This window comes from Cronobacter sp. HA18006 (assembly GCF_011605445.1).
GTDB lineage: Bacteria > Pseudomonadota > Gammaproteobacteria > Enterobacterales > Enterobacteriaceae > Cronobacter > Cronobacter sakazakii.
This window is the reverse complement of sequence record NZ_JAANQB010000001.1, coordinates 13,645-31,444: the sequence shown is the minus strand read 5'-3', so window position 1 is coordinate 31,444 and position 17,800 is coordinate 13,645. Positions and strand designations below refer to the sequence as shown.

The window sequence follows — 17,800 nt, the reverse complement described above, 5'->3', positions numbered from 1 at the left end:
ATGGGCGCTCGGGCTGTGGCAAGACTAAAAACGCAGCGAGCGTCTATAGTTAAAGGTTCAGGTTTTGCCCGGCCCGCGAGAGGCTGGCACCGTAACGCTTACTGATAACAGGGAAAGAAGATGAAAATAGCCTGCCTGCATACGGCGCAAAGTAACGTGGCGATTTTTGATGAGGCCGCCCGTGCGCTGGATCTCCCGCAAGACGCCTTAACCCATAAAGTGATGCCGCATCTGCTCGAACAGGCGCAAGCCGCAGGTGGCGTCACGCCTGAGATTGAAAAAGAGACGATAGCCGCGCTCGCCGATCTGCGTACCGATGCCGATGTGGTGCTGCTCACCTGCTCCACGCTCGGCGGTGCCGCCGATTTCCTCGCGCAGGACCCGGGCATTATGCGTGTTGACCGCGCGCTGGCGCAGGCGACGGTGACCGCCGGACAGCCCGTCGTGGTGCTCTGCGCCGCGCCAACCACGCTGCACCCGACCGCCGCGCTGTTTCGTGCAACACTCCCGCCGACCACGCCGCTCGGTGTTGAGCTTATTCCCGACGCCTGGGCGCTGTTTGAGAGCGGCCAGAATGACGCCTTTCACCAGCGCGTCGCCGAAGCCGCTCAGCAGGCTTTCGCGCGCGGCGCGGGTTGTGTGGCGCTGGCGCAGGCTTCGATGGCGGGCGCGGAGCGTTATTTCAGCCACCCTAAACTGCTCACCAGCCCGCGCGCCGCGCTGGTGCAGATTGCCGCGCGTATTGCGCGGGAGCGTGCGTGATGACGAATCCCGTGCCGGAATGGCGTGAAGTGGCCGTGCGCGATGTGACCGTCGGGCGCGACGTGGTGATTTATCAGCCTGCCAACGTGTATGGCTGCGAGCTGGGCGATGAAGTGTTTATCGGCCCGTTTGTAGAGATCCAGCGCCATTCCCGCATCGGTCGCGGTACGCGGGTGCAGTCGCATACGTTTATTTGCGAGTACGTGACCATCGGGGAAGATTGTTTTATCGGCCACGGTGTGATGTTCGCCAACGATATGTTTCGCGACGGCAAGCCGGACCCGGACAGCGAGAATTGGGGGCGGATTGTGATTGGTAATGGCGTGTCGATTGGCAGCAATGCGACCATTCTCGCGGTGTCGATTTGTGACGGCGCGGTGATTGGCGCAGGCAGCGTGGTGACGAGGTCGATTACCGAGAAAGGCGTTTACGCCGGTAACCCGGCGCGGTTGTTGCGGCGATTGTAGTCATTACATTGCGTGGCGGGTGCGCTACGCTTACCCGCCCTACAAAATATCACCCCACCGTTAAACATGGGCCGTCCGTAGGGTGGATAAGCGAAGCGCACCCACCGTCTAACATGAATCACCCGTAGGGTGGGTAAGCAAAGCGCACCCACCATCCCACATACCCCTCACCGCTCCGTAACCGGAACCACCGCACGATTACCGGAAATTCAGGCTCTTATCGCTGGTCATGCTATAGAGATCAAACTTACGGCCCAGCATCTGGCCGCCGTCACGGGTGAGCGGCGTCCAGCCGATCGCCGCGCGGCTGCGGGTCGGGCTTGTGGTGAAGAGATCAAACGGCACCGACACATACACGCCCTTGGTGAAATCGCCCTCACCGTACTCCTCCGGCGACACGTTAGTGATAGTCGCGTACGCGCCCACCACAATTCCGCTGTCGAAGTGTTTCGCGACCTCCAGCGTGCCGCCCTTATCGCCTGCCAGATACTGCCCGACGCTCGCTTTAATCAGCACATCCTGCGCAAATGGCGGCGTCCAGTACGCGGTCAGATGACCGGTTTTCACGCTGTAATCGGTGAATTTCATCATATTCTGCGGGCTGGTCCAGTCGCGCTGTTTCACGTAGTTGCCGTTGATACCGAACGCCCAGTTGCTGTCCACCGGACGCCACAGCACTTCCGCGCCCGCGCCGGCATACATGGTTTCCAGATAGCCCGCGTAGATTTGGCCGTAGAAATCGCCGCCCAGATGCTGGAAGTAGTTCGCCTGCAGGTTGTTAACGTAATAGTTGTTCTCCACATATTCACGCACGCGGGTACGCACGCGCGGCAGTGGCGAATTATCTTTCGGGTCGGTGTAGTTGAACTTGTCGTAGTTATTCGCGAGGTTCACAAACACGCTGCCGGACGTCAGCAGGTGGTCGGTCATCCACCAGTCGGCGGTGCCCATCAGGCCCAACTGGTACATGTAGAAGTTTTCCGGGCCGCCGATGGACTGGTTCAGAACCGGGTTTATCGCGACATTAAAGCGCGATTTCTCGATATACCAGCCCTGTTCCGGGTTCTCGGCAACGACCGGCGTCATGCGCTGCTGTGCGAGCGGCGTCTCATGGCCGAGTGGCTCACCTTCCAGATGACGCTTCAGGCTCGCCACGTCAGTCTCTGTTGTGACCTGCGGCATGTTAAGGCGCGTTTCGGTCACGCGGATACGGTTCACGCCCTGCGGCAGGTCATTCATGATGATGCGGTTGGCGCGCTCGATCCCTTCACGCGAATCACGATATTTATACTGCTCGCCCGTCACGTAAAGCGTATCGCCCTTCACCTGAATCTGCGGATCGTTAAGCCCGGCGTTGTATTTCAGCGAAGTGAGCTGGTTCGCCACCACGCTGTGCTGCAACACCGCGTCCTGCGGCTGCGGATCGTATTCAGGACGACGGTTGTCGGTGTAAGACGGGCGCAGATCGTTAAAGTTGGTGCGCAGCGTGAAGCCGAACATCACGGTGTTGCCGCGCTCGTAGCTCAGGTTAACGTCCGCCCAGTCGGCGACGCGGTAAATCGCGCCCACGTTGAATTTGCTTTTCTGATCGATTTTGCCCGCGAAGTCCTGGGTATAGTTGTTGCCTTCATACTCCAGCTTCAGGCGCAGCGGCTGCCACGGCGTCTGGTATTCGATACCGCCGAAAATCGCCGCCGGGCCGTGGAACATGGTGCTGCCGTCAATGGAGCCCGCGCGCTGATAGCTCGGGTCGCGGTAGCAGAATTTATCGTCGTACTGACAGAGCGGGTTCTTCACGTTGCCGCTCGTACCGAGATAGCCCCAGCCGAGACCGAGCGAGAAATCAAACGGCCCCCAGGCTTTGCTGGCGACCAGATATTCGGCGTCAAACAGCCCCGTACCGCCGATATCGCGCGCGCCCACCGCCACCTGCGGCAGCCAGTAGCCCTCTTCCCACAGGCGCAGCTTGAGATCGAACGCTTTATCTTTATAGGTCTGGTCGCCGGAGAACGCATCCACGTTGGAGTATTCGCGGGTACGCACGTCGGTGTAGCGCAGCGTGGTTTCCAGCCACGGAAAGAGCTGAATGGACGCGGAGTAGTAACGATACTGATCGTTATCGCGATAGTTCAGGCTCAGCTCGCCCTCGCGCGCCATGCGCGCCGTCGGCGTCTGCATCAGGCCGACGCCGCCGAAATCTGACTGCGAAGGGCCCACCGGTGCCGGATACGTTTCGGCATGACAGGCGGAAGCGACCGCCAGCGCCAGCAGGCTGAAGTAGTAATGTTTTTTCATTAATCCGGTATCCGATGCGTCAGAGAAGAGATGATTTGCTCGTTCAGCCCGTCATACGCTGAGGTAAACGTATGGTCAGCGAAGCCGACATACAGAATGCTGCCGGGCATCGGCTCTACGTGGCGCTTATTCCAGTACGCCACCGGCACCTTTTCCACGCGCCCGGTCGGCTGAATCAGCCACGCGTAGCTGCGCTCGGCACCGCTCAGACGGCTGACGTCGTCCAGGTAATCGGTCACCGGTTTGCCGGGCGTAAACGTTTTTTTGCCAGGCGCGCTGACGAGCCCGACAAGCGTAATGGTGGACGGCTGCGGGCCCACCCACAGCTCGTAATCGCCTTCCAGCGGCGGGTTGTTGTGCGGACGCACCCGCACGCGGTCCGGGTCGAGGATCACTCTCTGACGGCCTGTCACTTTGATGGCCTGTAACTGCTGGCGCACGCGGTTAATCGCCGCGCCGTCATCGCCGCCCTCTTCGGCGGCAAGAGACGCGAGGCGATTTAACAGCACCTGATGCTGCGCCTGCGCCTCAACGCTTGCCTGACGTTCGCTGATAACCGCACCCAGCCACCAGCTGCCAGCTAACTGCGGTTGAGAAACCAGATCGGCGAGATGTTTCGCGCCGGAAACTTTTAGCGGCTGTGCATGGTCCCGATAAACGGTAATGGTGCCGTCGGCGAAAGCGCAAAAGCTGCCGAGGCTAAAAATCAGCGAAGCGATAAGTGTGGTTTTCATTATTTCGCTGCCTTCAACAGAATGGTGGTGATCGGAAAATACCCCGCACCCAGATATTGTTTTGACTGACGAATCTGCCCATCGCTGTCCACCCAGAAGCGGTTGTGCCAGGTGGCGGCTTCTGTGGTCACTTCTTCATCCAGAATGCGCACCGGCGTGATGTCGCTGCCCACTTTCAGGGTATCGGTACCATCCCAGGTAAAGGTGGAGCGGGCGGTGGCGTAACGCACCTGATGGCGTTCCGTCCAGCCCATCGTGCGCGTCCAGCTTGCGCCGTCGATAATCTGATTTGCGTGCGCCAGCGGATCGGCCGCCAGGTTGTTAATGTCTATCAGGTTATCGGCGAGGCTTAAGGTTTTCACGACGCGGCCATGCTGCGTCACGATCGTCGCGCGGTCCTGCGTCACCCATTTTTGCTGGCCGTTTTCAGAAAAAGCGAGCACCACAAAAAGTTGCGGGCCGTTATTCAGCGTCATGTACTGGCTGGCGTAGGGCATGTTCTGGATATCTTCATCCGTGAGCTGCACGCCATCCGGGCCGAAAATACTTTGCCTGAGTGAATTGCCGAGTCCCTTGGTCGTGGTGGAGCAGGCCTGAATCATCAGGCACATCAACACAATCGCGAGTCGCTTCACGATATTTCCCCAAAAAAAGTCAAAATAACCACACCGTAGTGTGGTTATGGTTAAAGCCCCCGAAGGGTTTACTGGGTGGCAGTGCTGGTGGTGGTGGTGGTCGTGGTCCCGGTGTTGGAACCATCGCCGCCGCCGGTGGCGGCAAGCGCCACACCAACAACCGACCCTACAGTGCTTGACGCGGTGGCGCTGGAGCTGCCAACCGACACGGAGGTCGCTGCCGAGCCTGCCGCTTCACCGACGCTAACCGGTGCAGCCTGGGCTGAGACAGCGCCAAGCGCTGCAATGGCGAAAACGCCACTAAGGATTTTCTTCATATCAATTTCCCTTCATTGAATGAATGGAGATTTACCTGAAAAGCTTTTCAGGCGCTTCCGAGTATACACAACAACCCCTGCCGGTTTACGACACAGGGAAATAGGCACAGGGTTTTAGGATAATTAGACAAATGGCGCAGGATGGCGTAATAGATTTTATATAAATCGCCTGTTTTTCAACTTGTTATAATATATTCCTGCAAAATGGAAATCCGGTTTATCTGAAACATTTCAGGCGTGCAGAAGACGGGCACGGCGATTTTCGGATTAACCTCAAGATTAAAGAGTAGCGGGACGTGGGCGAACAACAAGATTTATCTGAGAAAAAAATGCCGGCATATTGCCGGCATCATTACGCTTATTTGACACGCTTATTTAAAATCAACCACGCCAGGCTTTATAACGGTTAATTAAGCCGTTGGTGGAGCTGTCGTGGCTGGCGATTTCTTTGTTATCACCCAGTTCCGGCAGAATGCGGTTAGCAAGCTGTTTGCCCAGCTCCACGCCCCACTGGTCGAAGGTGAAGATGTTCAGAATGGCGCCCTGGGTGAAGATTTTGTGCTCGTAGAGCGCAATCAGCGCGCCCAGGCTGAACGGAGTGATTTCACGCAGCAGAATAGAGTTGGTCGGGCGGTTGCCTTCAAACACCTTGAACGGCACCACGTTTTCCAGCTGAGCCGGATCTTTGCCCTGGTCGCGGAACTCTTGTTCCACCACGTCGCGGGATTTACCGAACGCCAGCGCTTCGGTCTGGGCGAAGAAGTTCGAGAGCAATTTCTGATGGTGATCAGAGAGCGGGTTGTGCGTAATCGCCGGCGCGATGAAATCGCACGGCACCAGTTTAGTGCCCTGGTGGATCAGCTGATAGAACGCGTGCTGGCCGTTAGTGCCCGGCTCACCCCAGATAATCGGGCCGGTCTGGTAATCCACGGCGTTGCCGTCACGGTCAACGTATTTGCCGTTGGATTCCATATTGCCCTGCTGGAAGTACGCCGCGAAACGGTGCATGTACTGGTCGTACGGCAGAATCGCTTCGGTTTCGGCACCAAAGAAGTTGTTGTACCAGATGCCAATCAGCGCCAGCAGCACCGGCAGGTTTTTCTCAAACGGCGTGGTGGAGAAGTGTTTATCCATCTCGTGCGCGCCGGAGAGCAGCTCAACAAAGTTGTCGTAACCCACGGACAGAATGATGGAGAGGCCAATCGCCGACCACAGGGAGTAACGGCCGCCGACCCAGTCCCAGAACTCAAACATGTTGGCCGTATCAATGCCAAATTCGCCGACCGCTTTCGCGTTGGTAGAGAGCGCCGCGAAGTGCTTCGCCACGTGCTTTTCGTCACCGGCGGTTTTCAGGAACCAGTCACGCGCGCTGTGAGCGTTGGTCATGGTTTCCTGGGTGGTGAAGGTTTTGGACGCCACCAGGAACAGGGTGCTTTCCGGGTTCACTTTTTTCAGCACTTCGGCGATGTGGGTGCCGTCGACGTTAGAAACAAAGTGCATGTTGAGGTGATTTTTGTACGGGCGCAGCGCTTCGGTCACCATGAACGGGCCGAGGTCAGAGCCGCCGATACCGATGTTCACCACGTCAGTGATGGGTTTGCCGGTATAGCCTTTCCATTCGCCGGAGATAATGGCCTCGGAGAATTTTTTCATCTTCTCCAGCACGGCGTTCACTTCCGGCATCACATCTTTGCCGTCTACCAGAATCGGCGTATTGCTGCGGTTGCGCAGTGCGACGTGCAGTACGGCGCGGTCTTCAGTGCGGTTGATCTTCTCGCCGGAGAACATCGATTTAATGGCACCCGCCAGATCGGTCTCTTTTGCCAGGTCCAGCAGCTTGCTGAGGGTTTCTTCCGTGATGCGGTTTTTGGAGTAGTCCACCAGCATCTGATCGTTGAAGGTGGCGGAGAATTTACCGAAGCGGTCAGCGTCTTTCGCGAAGAGCTCAGCGAGGGTGACATCCTTGATCGCGTCGAAGTGATTTTGTAGTGCCTGCCAGGCAGAAGTCTGCGTTGGGTTGATGTTTTTCATAGCAATACTCTTGTGATTTGAGAATTGTGACTGCGGTCGATTGTAGCGCCAGTCGCTGAAATTGTGATGATTTTTATCATAAGGCCGGACGCCAGCCTCCCCGGCGACAAGAGAAAAGTATAGCCGTTATAAGTTATTTTCCTGGCAGCCTGCGTAATATGAAAAATCCCCATGACCGTATCGTTGACAATCCCCCGGCCAACCCTTTATTTATGAATAAGTACCGGCCCGACGCGCCCTGCGCACGCCTGGCCTGTTTTTTTCTGCGGCTTTAGTTACTTGCTTACGCAACCTGAAGCCGCCTCTGACGCCCGCTTAGGGTTTTGCGCATTACGGCAATAAAACAGCAGCACGGCGTCAGCGTTTTTCAGATGAGTTCGGGTATGGCAAGTGCAACTAATGCCGCCATAGCCTGAGAAAGAAAGAGAACACGATTTTCAAACGGTGTGGGGTTACACGCAGGCGGCGACGCAGCGAATCCCCAGGAGCATACAAAAGTATGTGACTGGGGTGAGCGAGGAAAGCCAACACACGCGTAGCCACAAACAGGACGAAAATCATTGTTTTCCAAAATAGTTCGGGGTGTGGCAAGGCGGTAAGCGCGCGCATCCCCAGGAGCATACAAAAGTATGTGACTGGGGTGAGCAAGCGCAACCAACGCCGCCACAGCCTGAAATATGAAGGAAAACCGGAAGAGGCGCGTCGGCCAGGTAACGTGTGCGAGGAACCCGTCCTACGACCACACGCGAGGGGGAACGACGCCGAGATGGCGCGCTGTCTGGTAAGGCGCGTCATCGGCTGCAGGGGCTGAATCCCCTGGGCTGTCACCCGAAACGACGGCAGTCGAACGTTTCGCAAGGTGGAGCGCTTCTGGGTGTATCGTAACGTTGGTTTTATCCTCCTGCGTCCGCCCCTTTACTGCGCTTTCCTTGTGCCCAGGCTGAACAGATTCCGCCATACATGATGAATGGCGCCCTGACACGAGGTTGTTATGACAGATTCTTTAGTGGTCGCTAAATTTGGCGGCACCAGCGTGGCGGATTTCGACGCCATGAACCGCAGCGCCGATGTCGTTCTGGACGACGGTCACGTCCGTCTGGTGGTGCTTTCCGCCTCCGCCGGGATCACCAACCTGCTGGTGGCGCTGGCAGAAGGCCCCGAAGCGACAGAGCGCTATGTAAAGCTCGACGCCATCCGCAAAATTCAGTACGACATTCTGGAACGCCTGCAAAACCCGACGGTTATCCGCGAAGAGATTGATCGCCTGCTGGAAAACATCGCCACGCTTTCCGAAGCCGCGTCGCTTGCGACCTCCACCGCGCTTACCGATGAGCTGGTCAGCCACGGCGAGCTGATGTCCACCCTGCTGTTTGTCGAGATCCTGCGCGAGCGCGGCGTGGACGCGCTGTGGTTTGACGTGCGTAAAGTGATGCGCACCAGCGACCGCTTCGGTCGCGCCGAGCCGGATATCGCGGCGCTCGCCGAACTCTGCACGCAGCAGCTCGCGCCGCGCCTGGCGGAAGGGCTAGTTATCACCCAGGGTTTTATCGGCAGCGAAGCCAAAGGACGCACCACCACGCTTGGCCGCGGCGGCAGCGACTATACCGCCGCCCTGCTCGCCGAGGCGCTGAAAGCGCGTCGCGTGGATATCTGGACCGACGTGCCGGGCATTTACACCACCGATCCACGCGTGGTGCCCGCCGCGAAACGCATTGATGAAATCGCCTTTGAAGAAGCCGCCGAGATGGCGACATTCGGCGCGAAAGTGCTGCACCCGGCGACGCTGCTGCCCGCTGTGCGCAGCGACATTCCGGTGTTTGTCGGCTCCAGCAAAGATCCAAAGGCAGGCGGCACGCTGGTGTGCAACAAAACCACCAACCCGCCGCTGTTCCGCGCGCTGGCACTGCGCCGCAAGCAGACGCTGCTGACGCTCCACAGCCTGAACATGCTGCACTCGCGCGGTTTCCTCGCGGAAGTGTTCAGCATCCTGGCGCGCCATAATATTTCGGTCGATCTGATCACCACGTCGGAAGTGAGCGTGGCGCTGACGCTCGACACCACCGGCTCCACGTCAACCGGCGATACGCTGCTGACGCAGGCGCTGCTGACCGAGCTCTCCTCGCTCTGCCGCGTGGAAGTGGAAGAAAACCTGGCGCTGGTGGCGCTGATTGGCAATAACCTCTCCAAAGCCTGCGGCGTCGGCAAAGAGGTGTTTGGCGTGCTGGAGCCGTTTAACATCCGCATGATTTGCTACGGCGCGTCGAGCTATAACCTCTGCTTCCTGGTGCCGGGCAACGATGCCGAACAGGTCGTCCAGAAGCTGCACCACAATCTCTTCGAGTAAGCCAAAAAAATGGCCTGACATTGTCAGGCCATCACCGTTTCATAAAGCAGCTTATCTAACAGACTCGCCTGCGCCTTTTCACTCTGCGGCAGCTCCGGCGGCGTTTCGCCGCGCGCCAGCTCTGCAGCGATAAACGCGTGTATCCGCGGCATCGGTGCGCCGTACTCGGCCTCACCCGCTCGCTGTTTGGCGGCAAGCAACGTGTCGATTTCCGCCCGCAGCAGCGGATCGTTCACCGTACCCTCCAGCAGCGTGCGAAAGCGCATCGGCGGCGCGCCCTTACCCGCTTCCACCCAGCGCACCGCCAGCAGCGGGCGCAGCACGTAGAAATATTTCTTCAGCCGCACCGTCTCGCCCTGCAAATAACTGTGAAAGTTTTTGCGGGCCATCGAGTAGTAGTGCCAGCGCGCACGCTCAGCAGAGAACCACTGCGGCACCTGGTCGCGCAGCGCGCCGATGGCGGTCTCATCCTGCCGGTAGACGATGGGAGAGTCGAGCCACTCGATAAGCGTCGGGTTCGCCCGCTTGAGCAGCCCGAGCGCCTTGCGCCACTCCCAGCCGCAGACGTCGAGCGTGTCGTCGATGGGCAGTTCGATGACATCGCGCGGCGCATCGACCCGTAAATACCACTCCGGCGAATGCACATAGAGAAAGCGCACGTCGTAGTCGCTGTCCGGCGAGGCAAAACCCCAGCCACGACTGCCCGATTCACAGGCGTAAAGCACCTTCACGCCATACTTTGTTTCCACCTCGTTTAACACCTGCCGCACGCGCTCGCGCATAGCGGCATCCACCCCGTTCAGTTCCATCATTTTTCCTTAAAAATTATCCTTTCACGCACACGACCTGACGCAGCGTATGCACAATTTCCACCAGCGACGACTGCGCGGCCATTACGGCGTCGATGTCTTTATACGCCATCGGGATCTCATCAATGACATCGCTGTCTTTACGGCACTCCACGTGCGCCGTGGCGCGGATTTGATCTTCCACCGTGAAGCGTTTTTTCGCCGCGGTACGGCTCATCGCGCGCCCTGCGCCGTGGCTGCATGAACAAAAGCTCTCTTCGTTTCCCAGCCCGCGCACGATAAAGCTTTTCGCGCCCATGGAGCCCGGAATGATGCCCATCTGGCCTTTTTGCGCCGACACCGCGCCTTTGCGCGTCACCAGGATCTCTTCACCAAAATGCGTCTCTTTCTGCACATAGTTATGGTGGCAGTTCACGGCCTCCTGCTGCGTCATAAACGGCTTCGTGATAATCGAGGAAAGCGCCGCCAGCACGCGGTTCATCATCACTTCACGGTTCTGGCGCGCGAAATCCTGCGCCCACTCCACCGCCTCGATGTAATCGGCGTAGTGCTTACTGCCCTCTTCAAAATAGGCGAGATCGCGGTCCGGCAGATTCGCCATATGGCGCTGCATATCTTTCTGCGCAAGCCCGATAAAATGGGTGCCGATGGCGTTACCCACGCCGCGCGATCCGCTGTGCAGCATCACCCACACGCGCTCCTGCTCATCAAGGCAGATCTCGATAAAGTGATTACCCGTACCGAGCGTTCCCAGATGCTGATGATTGTTAGTCTTCAACAGGTTGGGATATTTATCCGTCAGGCGTTTAAAGCGCGGCGCAAGCGATGCCCAGTGGTGGTCCACATCCTGCGGCGTGTTCGACCACGCGCCTTTATCACGCTGGCCGCGCCCTGTGGTGCGCCCGTGCGGGACGGCCTGTTCGATGGCGCTGCGCAGCCCGCTCAGGTTATCCGGCAGATCGCGCGCCACGAGCGACGTGCGCACCGCGATCATCCCGCAGCCGATATCCACGCCCACCGCCGCCGGGATAATCGCCCCTTTGGTCGGGATCACGCTGCCGATGGTCGAGCCTTTACCCAGATGCACATCCGGCATCACCGCCAGATGTTTAAAAATAAACGGCATTTTCGCCGTTTTCAGCAGTTGCTCACGCGCTTCCGGCTCTACCGGCACGCCGTGGGTCCACATTTTTACCGGCGCGCCGTTAGCCTGCGCCAGCGTCTGATAGTGATTCTCTTGCATTGTTATACCCCTTTAATCTGTACCAGCCCCTGCAGCACCTGATCCAGGCCGCCGAATACGGAGATCTTATCGATACGCTCCGCCACTTTTTCCAGGGTTTCGAGCTCTTTCAGTCGCAGTGCGACCGGATTGTTTTCCATGACTTTTGCGGTGTTCAGCAGCGAACGGGTCGCGGCGGTCTCTTCACGGCGACGAATCACGTTCGCCTGCGCGGATTTCTCCGCCTCCACCAGCCGCGACAAAATCGTTTTCATGTCGCCCGGCAGCACGATGTCTTTCACGCCGGTCGACGCCACGTCGATACCAAACGGTGCCATACGGGCGATAACCTGCGCGCTCACCACATCGTCGATGATCTGTTTATTTTCCAGCAGCTCATCGAGCGTGCGGGTGCCGACCGCCTCGCGCAGCGCAAACTGCAGCTCGCGGTATAAATGCTCCAGCGGTTTGGCAAGCTGGCTGTACGCCTGTAACACGTCCTGATAGCGCCAGTTGGCCCCCAGGTTAATGCGCAGGTTCACTTTATCTTTGGTCAGGATCTCCTGCCCGGAGACTTCCATCGCCTGAAGGCGCGTATCCACGACTTCCGCTTCCACCAGATGGTTGATTTTCCAGTACGCGCTTAAGCCTGGCGGCAGCAGCGGCTGCGTAACGCCGTCGATTTTCAGCACGCCCACGTGCCAGGCGGGCACGTTAACGGTCAGGATAGCGTCGCGCCCTTTCACTACGGCATCGCGGCCGCGCGGCTGCAACACGGCGGCCATTATCTCCGTCGGCACCTGTACGTCGCGGGTATCCATACGCACGGCGCGCAGGCTGTCGCCGTCGCGCCAGAAGAGACGCCGCGCGCCCGGCGGGATAATTTCCACCAGCACGTTGTTACGCCACAGCGCCGCGGTTTCGTTATCGGCGGTATCAACCGCCAGGCAATATTTCTCTACCCATTCTGGCTGAAAACGGCGCAGATAGTCGGCCAGCGCCGGCGCGACGTCGCCGCTGTTCATCTCCACCAGCGTCACGTCCGGTTTGTTAAACCACGGCAGGCGATGCTCGCCCGCTTCCAGCACCTGATAAAAATCGCCCTGTTTTGCCAGTAAACCCAGCTGGCCCTTACGAATCGTCACTTTGTTATTCATTTTTTTCCCTTACTGTTGTGGCTGACGCGGATAACGGCGCGAAGCGGGAGGGGGAAGCCACCTCTGTTCCGGTCTTTTCTGCCTGCCGCCCGGCGCCGTTACCGGCGTCAGTGTGTGGCGGTTGCTAACAACTCAACCGCCGGGGTACTGCTTTTAACGTTTCTCTGGAAGGAGAAAGAAAGTTCAGGAGTCGAACCTGATAAACCGACCGTTTTCCACGTCATTGCACTGGCGGAACGCCCCCTGGATAACGTGTTACCGTTCCCGGTGCGCCGGCGGGGCTATAAACCCCTGCATACCCAGCGTGCTGACGAAGTGATAATTGCCAGAAGCGTGCCAGTTTCGTTTAAGGTGAAAATAAATTTTTAATATGTTGATTATTAAGAGATAAATTTTTTATTCGATACGCGACGGCTATAACAGAAAGGCGTATGATTTATCTTTTAATATCGTTATTTATCTTTAAGGATAAGAAATGCAAAAGCGTCGCGTGGTGATTGGCATGCTGGGCACCGTACTGGACCGGCGCGGTAAGCGCGCCAACCGCTGGAATAAATGGCGTCCGTCCGTCGCGCTGTGCCAGCAGCCCGGTTTGCCTGTCGACCGCTTTGAACTGCTGTACCAGGCGCGCGACGCGTCGCTCGCAGAGCGGGTCACAGAAGATATCGCCGCCGTCTCGCCGCATACCGAAGTACGCCCGCACACCGTGGTGATGGACGATCCGTGGGATTTCGAGGAGGTGTACGCCGCGCTGCTGGATTTTGCCACGCGCTATCCCTTTGATACCGATAACGAAGAGTATCTGGTGCATATCACCACCGGCACGCACGTGGCGCAGATCTGCTGGTTCCTGCTGACCGAAGCGCGGTATCTCCCGGCGGCGCTGTTACAGACCAGCCCCGATCGTCAGGGCGACGATGAAGCGCAGAAAACCATCGGCACGGCGTCGGTCATCGATCTCGATTTAAGCCGCTATGCGACGCTGACCAGCCGCTTCCAGCGCGAGCAGCAGCAGTCGGTGTCGTTCCTCAAATCCGGCATCGACACCCGTAACGCCACGTTTAACCGTCTGATCGACCAGATCGAGCGCGTGGCGCTGCGATCCACCGCGCCGATTCTGCTGACGGGGCCGACCGGCGCGGGGAAATCGTTTCTCGCAAAGCGCATTTTCCAGCTGCGCCAGGCGCGGCATCTGGTGCAGGGAAAACTGGTCTCCGTGAACTGCGCGACGCTTCGCGGCGATAACGCAATGTCGACGCTGTTTGGCCATGTGAAGGGCTCGTTTACCGGCGCGCAGCAGGCGCGGCATGGGCTTCTGCGCGAGGCCGACGGCGGCGTGCTGTTTCTGGATGAAATCGCTGAGCTTGGGCTCGATGAACAGGCGATGCTGCTGAAAGCTATTGAGGAAAAGACCTTTTTCCCGTTCGGCGCGGATAAAGAAGTGCAGAGCGATTTTCAGCTGATCGCCGGTACGCACCGCGACATGGCGCGATGGGTCGCTGAAGGCCGTTTTCGCGAAGATCTCTATGCGCGTATTAATATGTGGGCCTTCGCGCTGCCGGGCCTCGCCGAGCGCCGCGAGGATATCGCGCCAAACGTGGAGTATGAGCTACAGCGCTTCTCGGCGCAGCAGCAGACGCAGATCCGCTTTGATAAAACGGCGCGCGAAAATTATCTCGCCTTCGCCTGCTCGCCGCAGGCGCGCTGGCCGGGCAACTTTCGCGAACTGGGCAGCTCGGTGGCGCGCATGGCGACGCTTGCCGAGCAGGGTCGCATTACCGACGCCTTAGTCGAGGAGGAAATCGGCCGTCTTACCGCGAGCTGGCGGCCGCTCGCAGACCCTGCCGCCGCGCTGCCTGTCGATACCGCAACGCTCGATCTCTTCGACCAGGATCAACTGGCGGCGGTTGTTGCCGTGTGCAGGCGTAGCGCCTCGCTCTCTGAGGCCGGACGCACGCTGTTTGCGGTTTCGCGCCAGAAGAAAGCCAACCCGAACGACGCCGACCGGCTGCGTAAATATCTGGCGCGTTTTGGGCTGAGCTGGGAGCAGGTTAAAGCCCCTGAATGAGGCCTTTTCATCATAATTTGTTTGAATAACTTTCCTTCGCACGATAAACAATACCAATGGCCGGGCTCGATCCCGGCCTGTTTATAACGACACAACACAACATTCTCCCCGGCGATGCCGCGTTACGACGACGGTTCGCCACGGGGTGCAAGGAAAACACGATGCTCGCGACACTCACCCGGCTGTTCCCGCTCTGGGCGCTGCTGCTCTCGGTTATTGCTTATTACACGCCCGCCACGTTTACGCCCATCGGCCCGTGGGTCAGCACATTATTGATGCTGATTATGTTTGGTATGGGCGTACACCTGAAACTCGATGATTTCAAACGCGTGCTGTCGCGCCCCGCGCCGGTGGCCGCAGGGATTTTCCTGCACTATCTGGTAATGCCGCTGGCCGCCTGGCTGCTGGCGATGCTGTTTCATATGCCGCCGGATCTCTCCGCCGGTATGGTGCTGGTGGGGAGCGTGGCGAGCGGTACAGCGTCTAACGTCATGATTTATCTGGCGAAAGGTGACGTGGCGCTGTCGGTGACCATTTCGTCGGTCTCAACGCTGGTAGGCGTGGTCGCCACGCCGCTGCTGACGCGCCTCTATGTTGACGCGCATATTCAGGTCGATGTGATGGGGATGCTGCTGAGCATTCTGCAAATCGTGGTGATCCCGATTGCGCTCGGGCTTATCGTGCATCACCTGTTCCCGCGCGTGGTAAAAGCGGTGGAGCCTTACCTGCCCGCGTTTTCCATGGTGTGTATTCTGGCGATTATCAGCGCCGTGGTGGCGGGCTCCGCCTCGCATATCGCGTCCGTCGGGCTGATGGTGATTGTGGCGGTGATTCTGCATAACAGTATCGGCCTGCTCGGCGGCTACTGGGGCGGGCGTCTCTTCGGCTTTGACGAATCCACCTGCCGGACGCTGGCGATTGAAGTCGGGATGCAAAACTCCGGGCTTGCCGCCGCGCTCGGCAAACTCTATTTTTCGCCGCTCGCGGCGCTACCCGGCGCGCTGTTCTCGGTGTGGCATAATCTTTCCGGCTCGCTGCTCGCGGGCTACTGGTCCGGCAAACCGGTGGGCGGAAACGCAAAAAAAGCGCGCTGATCAAATAAGCCCGGCGAAACCGGGCTTATTTACTGAGTTAGCGGCGGCGTTGCGTTACACTGGCAGCTCACCCCCTGAGGAGTCGCCACTATGTCCCTGCCCCGACTGACCCAGAAAGAGATGACGGAAAGCGAACAGCGCGAATTAAAAACCCTGCTCGACCGCGCCCGCATCGCCCATGGTCGCCCGCTTACCAATTCCGAAGCCAACCACGTCAAAAAAGAGTATATCGACAAGCTGATGGCGCAGCGCGAACAGGCGGCGAAGCAGACGCGCAAACAGAAAAAAGCGCAGGCGTATAAACCGGACAGCGACGCGACCTTTTCATGGTCCGCCAGCACGCCCGTGCGGGGACGGCGTTAACGCGCAGCCACGAGCGCTGTCCTGTGTCAGGCTGGCTCATAAATCAGGCGCATTTTTCCGCGCGCCTGCTGTGCCTCGCCCACGACGATGCTGATATCCCGCCCGAGGAGCATCAGGCAGGCCATCATTTTCGTTTCGCTGATCCCGCGAAACTGGCCGCGAAGTAATAAAGAGAGTTTTGGCTGGGTCATTCCCAGAAGACGGGCCGCCTCCTGTTGGGTTAAACCGCGCGCTTTAAGAATGTCGCTAATGGCCATAGCGAGCTGCGCTTTTAGCTGCATCTCTTCGGCGTCGATAAGCCCGAGATCGTCATACACATTTCCGTTACTGCGTTCAATGTCTGCTGTCATTTCAGCCCTCCGGCGTGGCGTTGCGCGGCTTTAAGTCGCTGTTCAATTTTTTCCATCTCCGGGCGGGGCGTGGCAATCCCGGAAGAGGATTTTTTCTGGAATACATGCAGGACATAAATCGCATCTATCAGGCGCACGGTATAGACCGCCCGAAAGGCATTCCCCTGATAATCCTCCACGACCTCAAGCACACCCGCGCCGCCAAAACCTTTAAGCGGCCTGGCCTGCGGATGGCGTCTGCCCTGCTGCGCCAGATAAAGCGCATAGCCAAAAAGATCCTGTACATCCTCCGGCAGCGCCTGAAGATCTTTTCTGGCCTGCCCGACCCAAAACAACGGTTTTATCATGTTGCGTTCCCTCTGATTATACCTTTATGGGTATAAAAAACAGCGTCCAGCTTTCACGATAAAATAAAAAACCCCGCCGTCAGCGAGGTTTTTTGTCATCTTTCGGCATGTCTTCCAGATTCATTACTGACGCCTTTGTTCCCTTTTTTATGAAACTTATTCTCCCTGAGCAGACTTGTAGAATTCGCATGTAGTTTTTAAAATACAGGGAGCGTTATGAAGCATATTTTTCAAACTGAAGTATTCCGCCGTTGGCAAGCCAGTCTGAAAGACCAGCGGGTAAAAACGATGATTGCCGCGCGGCTTTTTCGGCTGGCTAATGGTTTGCCTGGTGATGTTAAGCCCGTCGGCGCAGGCATCAGTGAACTGCGTATTCACTACGGCGCGGGATACCGGATTTATTTCAAACAACACGGCGAGGTGATTGTCATTTTGCTTTGTGGTGGTGATAAGCACACGCAGGATAAAGACATTCTTCTTGCGAAAATGCTGGCTGACCTGCCAGAGAACCAGTGGAGATAATGTGATGAAGCTGACCGAATACGATCCCGCAGCGGCGCTGGTAGATGATGAGGAGATCGCCTTCTTTATGGCGGACGCGCTCGAAACTGGCGACGCCGGACATATTGCAAAGGCGCTGGGCGTCGTCGCGCGCGCTAAAGGCATGTCGCATATCGCCGCTCAGACAGGGCTGTCGCGTGAACAGCTGTACCGTTCTTTCAGTGATAAAGGCAACCCAACGCTTAAAACCACGCTGGCAGTGATGAAAGCGTTGGGTCTCGGTTTAACGGTTAAATCATAAAAG

At 58.0% G+C, this 17,800-nt stretch carries 19 protein-coding genes and 1 riboswitch; of the genes, 9 read left to right on the top strand and 10 right to left on the bottom strand.

All coding sequences use genetic code 11. From position 1 onward, the window contains the following. Nucleotides 1-120 precede the first annotated feature (120 nt). Both G9X48_RS00130 and G9X48_RS00125 read left to right on the top strand, forming a co-directional pair. The gene (locus G9X48_RS00130; protein ID WP_097640915.1) at nt 121-762 is read left to right on the top strand and encodes a glutamate racemase; all 642 of its coding nucleotides are present in this window, start codon (nt 121-123) and stop codon (nt 760-762) included. Further along, complete coding sequence (locus tag G9X48_RS00125; protein ID WP_097564164.1) at nt 762-1,229, top strand: acyltransferase; 468 nt, start codon at nt 762-764, stop codon at nt 1,227-1,229. The genes G9X48_RS00130 and G9X48_RS00125 overlap by 1 nt, the downstream gene beginning before the upstream one ends. A gap of 198 nt (nt 1,230-1,427) precedes the next feature. On the opposite strand, the gene G9X48_RS00120 is transcribed toward G9X48_RS00125, so the two are convergent. From G9X48_RS00120 to pgi, 5 genes are all read right to left on the bottom strand, one after another. Continuing rightward, nucleotides 1,428-3,524, bottom strand: coding sequence for a YjbH domain-containing protein (locus tag G9X48_RS00120; protein ID WP_004387528.1), 2,097 nt, complete (start codon nt 3,522-3,524; stop codon nt 1,428-1,430). After that, entirely contained in the window at nt 3,524-4,258 is a 735-nt protein-coding gene (locus G9X48_RS00115) for a capsule biosynthesis GfcC D2 domain-containing protein (protein WP_007871426.1), read from the bottom strand. The genes G9X48_RS00120 and G9X48_RS00115 overlap by 1 nt, the downstream gene beginning before the upstream one ends. Next, a complete protein-coding gene (locus G9X48_RS00110; RefSeq protein WP_097640914.1) occupies nt 4,258-4,893 on the bottom strand; it encodes a YjbF family lipoprotein in 636 nt (211 codons plus the stop codon). Before G9X48_RS00110 ends, G9X48_RS00115 begins: the two co-directional genes overlap by 1 nt. A 68-nt stretch (nt 4,894-4,961) precedes the next feature. Further along, nucleotides 4,962-5,210, bottom strand: coding sequence for an exopolysaccharide production protein YjbE (yjbE, locus tag G9X48_RS00105; protein WP_004387525.1), 249 nt, complete (start codon nt 5,208-5,210; stop codon nt 4,962-4,964). 381 nt (nt 5,211-5,591) lie between these two features. Further along, nucleotides 5,592-7,241, bottom strand: a complete 1,650-nt coding sequence (gene pgi / locus G9X48_RS00100; RefSeq protein ID WP_007871432.1) for a glucose-6-phosphate isomerase — start codon at nt 7,239-7,241, stop codon at nt 5,592-5,594. 684 nt (nt 7,242-7,925) lie between these two features. Beyond that, a riboswitch (Lysine riboswitch) is annotated at nt 7,926-8,119 on the top strand. Nucleotides 8,120-8,232: 113 nt separating this feature from the next. On the opposite strand from pgi, the gene lysC reads away from it, so the two are divergent. Then, complete coding sequence (gene lysC / locus G9X48_RS00095) at nt 8,233-9,585, top strand: lysine-sensitive aspartokinase 3 (RefSeq protein WP_097582501.1); 1,353 nt, start codon at nt 8,233-8,235, stop codon at nt 9,583-9,585. Nucleotides 9,586-9,608: 23 nt separating this feature from the next. Here the strand turns inward: lysC and G9X48_RS00090 are convergent, their stop codons facing one another. From G9X48_RS00090 to G9X48_RS00080, 3 genes are read right to left on the bottom strand one after another with little or no spacing between them, the layout of a single operon-like run. Continuing rightward, a complete protein-coding gene (locus G9X48_RS00090) occupies nt 9,609-10,394 on the bottom strand; it encodes a nucleotidyltransferase domain-containing protein (RefSeq protein WP_097564167.1) in 786 nt (261 codons plus the stop codon). Between the two features lie 16 nt (nt 10,395-10,410). After that, entirely contained in the window at nt 10,411-11,637 is a 1,227-nt protein-coding gene (locus tag G9X48_RS00085) for an RtcB family protein (RefSeq protein WP_097640912.1), read from the bottom strand. 2 nt (nt 11,638-11,639) lie between these two features. Beyond that, nucleotides 11,640-12,773, bottom strand: coding sequence for a slipin family protein (locus G9X48_RS00080; RefSeq protein WP_097640911.1), 1,134 nt, complete (start codon nt 12,771-12,773; stop codon nt 11,640-11,642). Between the two features lie 114 nt (nt 12,774-12,887). On the opposite strand from G9X48_RS00080, the gene G9X48_RS00075 reads away from it, so the two are divergent. The 4 genes from G9X48_RS00075 to G9X48_RS00060 all read left to right on the top strand — a co-directional run bounded on the left by G9X48_RS00075 (nt 12,888) and on the right by G9X48_RS00060 (nt 16,298). Further along, complete coding sequence (locus G9X48_RS00075) at nt 12,888-13,142, top strand: hypothetical protein (protein ID WP_097640910.1); 255 nt, start codon at nt 12,888-12,890, stop codon at nt 13,140-13,142. Nucleotides 13,143-13,248: 106 nt separating this feature from the next. Then, nucleotides 13,249-14,841, top strand: coding sequence for an RNA repair transcriptional activator RtcR (gene rtcR / locus G9X48_RS00070; RefSeq protein WP_097640909.1), 1,593 nt, complete (start codon nt 13,249-13,251; stop codon nt 14,839-14,841). A 161-nt stretch (nt 14,842-15,002) separates the two neighbouring features. After that, entirely contained in the window at nt 15,003-15,935 is a 933-nt protein-coding gene (gene panS / locus G9X48_RS00065; RefSeq protein ID WP_097640908.1) for a ketopantoate/pantoate/pantothenate transporter PanS, read from the top strand. Between the two features lie 90 nt (nt 15,936-16,025). Further along, nucleotides 16,026-16,298, top strand: a complete 273-nt coding sequence (locus tag G9X48_RS00060) for a DUF3811 domain-containing protein (RefSeq protein WP_007702377.1) — start codon at nt 16,026-16,028, stop codon at nt 16,296-16,298. Nucleotides 16,299-16,324: 26 nt separating this feature from the next. Here the strand turns inward: G9X48_RS00060 and G9X48_RS00055 are convergent, their stop codons facing one another. Both G9X48_RS00055 and G9X48_RS00050 read right to left on the bottom strand, forming a co-directional pair. Continuing rightward, a complete protein-coding gene (locus tag G9X48_RS00055; protein WP_063265163.1) occupies nt 16,325-16,648 on the bottom strand; it encodes a helix-turn-helix transcriptional regulator in 324 nt (107 codons plus the stop codon). Beyond that, nucleotides 16,645-16,995 (bottom strand): type II toxin-antitoxin system RelE/ParE family toxin, encoded by a 351-nt coding sequence (locus tag G9X48_RS00050; protein WP_097640907.1) that lies wholly within the window; start codon nt 16,993-16,995, stop codon nt 16,645-16,647. The genes G9X48_RS00055 and G9X48_RS00050 overlap by 4 nt, the downstream gene beginning before the upstream one ends. 216 nt (nt 16,996-17,211) lie before the next feature. On the opposite strand from G9X48_RS00050, the gene G9X48_RS00045 reads away from it, so the two are divergent. Then, on the top strand, nt 17,212-17,517 hold the full coding sequence (locus tag G9X48_RS00045) for a type II toxin-antitoxin system RelE/ParE family toxin (protein WP_014727945.1): 306 nt from the start codon (nt 17,212-17,214) through the stop codon (nt 17,515-17,517). Between the two features lie 4 nt (nt 17,518-17,521). Beyond that, on the top strand, nt 17,522-17,797 hold the full coding sequence (locus G9X48_RS00040; RefSeq protein WP_007852536.1) for an addiction module antidote protein: 276 nt from the start codon (nt 17,522-17,524) through the stop codon (nt 17,795-17,797). Nucleotides 17,798-17,800: the final 3 nt, after the last annotated feature.

Coding starts and splice junctions, on each gene's coding strand:
- rtcR (WP_097640909.1), top strand. CDS start 13,249: ATGCAAAAGCGTCGCGTGGTGATTGGCATGCTGGGCACCGTACTGGAC.
- G9X48_RS00055 (WP_063265163.1), bottom strand. CDS start 16,648: ATGACAGCAGACATTGAACGCAGTAACGGAAATGTGTATGACGATCTC.
- G9X48_RS00080 (WP_097640911.1), bottom strand. CDS start 12,773: ATGAATAACAAAGTGACGATTCGTAAGGGCCAGCTGGGTTTACTGGCA.
- G9X48_RS00060 (WP_007702377.1), top strand. CDS start 16,026: ATGTCCCTGCCCCGACTGACCCAGAAAGAGATGACGGAAAGCGAACAG.
- yjbE (WP_004387525.1), bottom strand. CDS start 5,210: ATGAAGAAAATCCTTAGTGGCGTTTTCGCCATTGCAGCGCTTGGCGCT.
- pgi (WP_007871432.1), bottom strand. CDS start 7,241: ATGAAAAACATCAACCCAACGCAGACTTCTGCCTGGCAGGCACTACAA.
- G9X48_RS00050 (WP_097640907.1), bottom strand. CDS start 16,995: ATGATAAAACCGTTGTTTTGGGTCGGGCAGGCCAGAAAAGATCTTCAG.
- G9X48_RS00045 (WP_014727945.1), top strand. CDS start 17,212: ATGAAGCATATTTTTCAAACTGAAGTATTCCGCCGTTGGCAAGCCAGT.
- G9X48_RS00090 (WP_097564167.1), bottom strand. CDS start 10,394: ATGGAACTGAACGGGGTGGATGCCGCTATGCGCGAGCGCGTGCGGCAG.
- G9X48_RS00125 (WP_097564164.1), top strand. CDS start 762: ATGACGAATCCCGTGCCGGAATGGCGTGAAGTGGCCGTGCGCGATGTG.
- panS (WP_097640908.1), top strand. CDS start 15,003: ATGCTCGCGACACTCACCCGGCTGTTCCCGCTCTGGGCGCTGCTGCTC.
- G9X48_RS00085 (WP_097640912.1), bottom strand. CDS start 11,637: ATGCAAGAGAATCACTATCAGACGCTGGCGCAGGCTAACGGCGCGCCG.
- G9X48_RS00115 (WP_007871426.1), bottom strand. CDS start 4,258: ATGAAAACCACACTTATCGCTTCGCTGATTTTTAGCCTCGGCAGCTTT.
- G9X48_RS00120 (WP_004387528.1), bottom strand. CDS start 3,524: ATGAAAAAACATTACTACTTCAGCCTGCTGGCGCTGGCGGTCGCTTCC.
- lysC (WP_097582501.1), top strand. CDS start 8,233: ATGACAGATTCTTTAGTGGTCGCTAAATTTGGCGGCACCAGCGTGGCG.
- G9X48_RS00130 (WP_097640915.1), top strand. CDS start 121: ATGAAAATAGCCTGCCTGCATACGGCGCAAAGTAACGTGGCGATTTTT.
- G9X48_RS00040 (WP_007852536.1), top strand. CDS start 17,522: ATGAAGCTGACCGAATACGATCCCGCAGCGGCGCTGGTAGATGATGAG.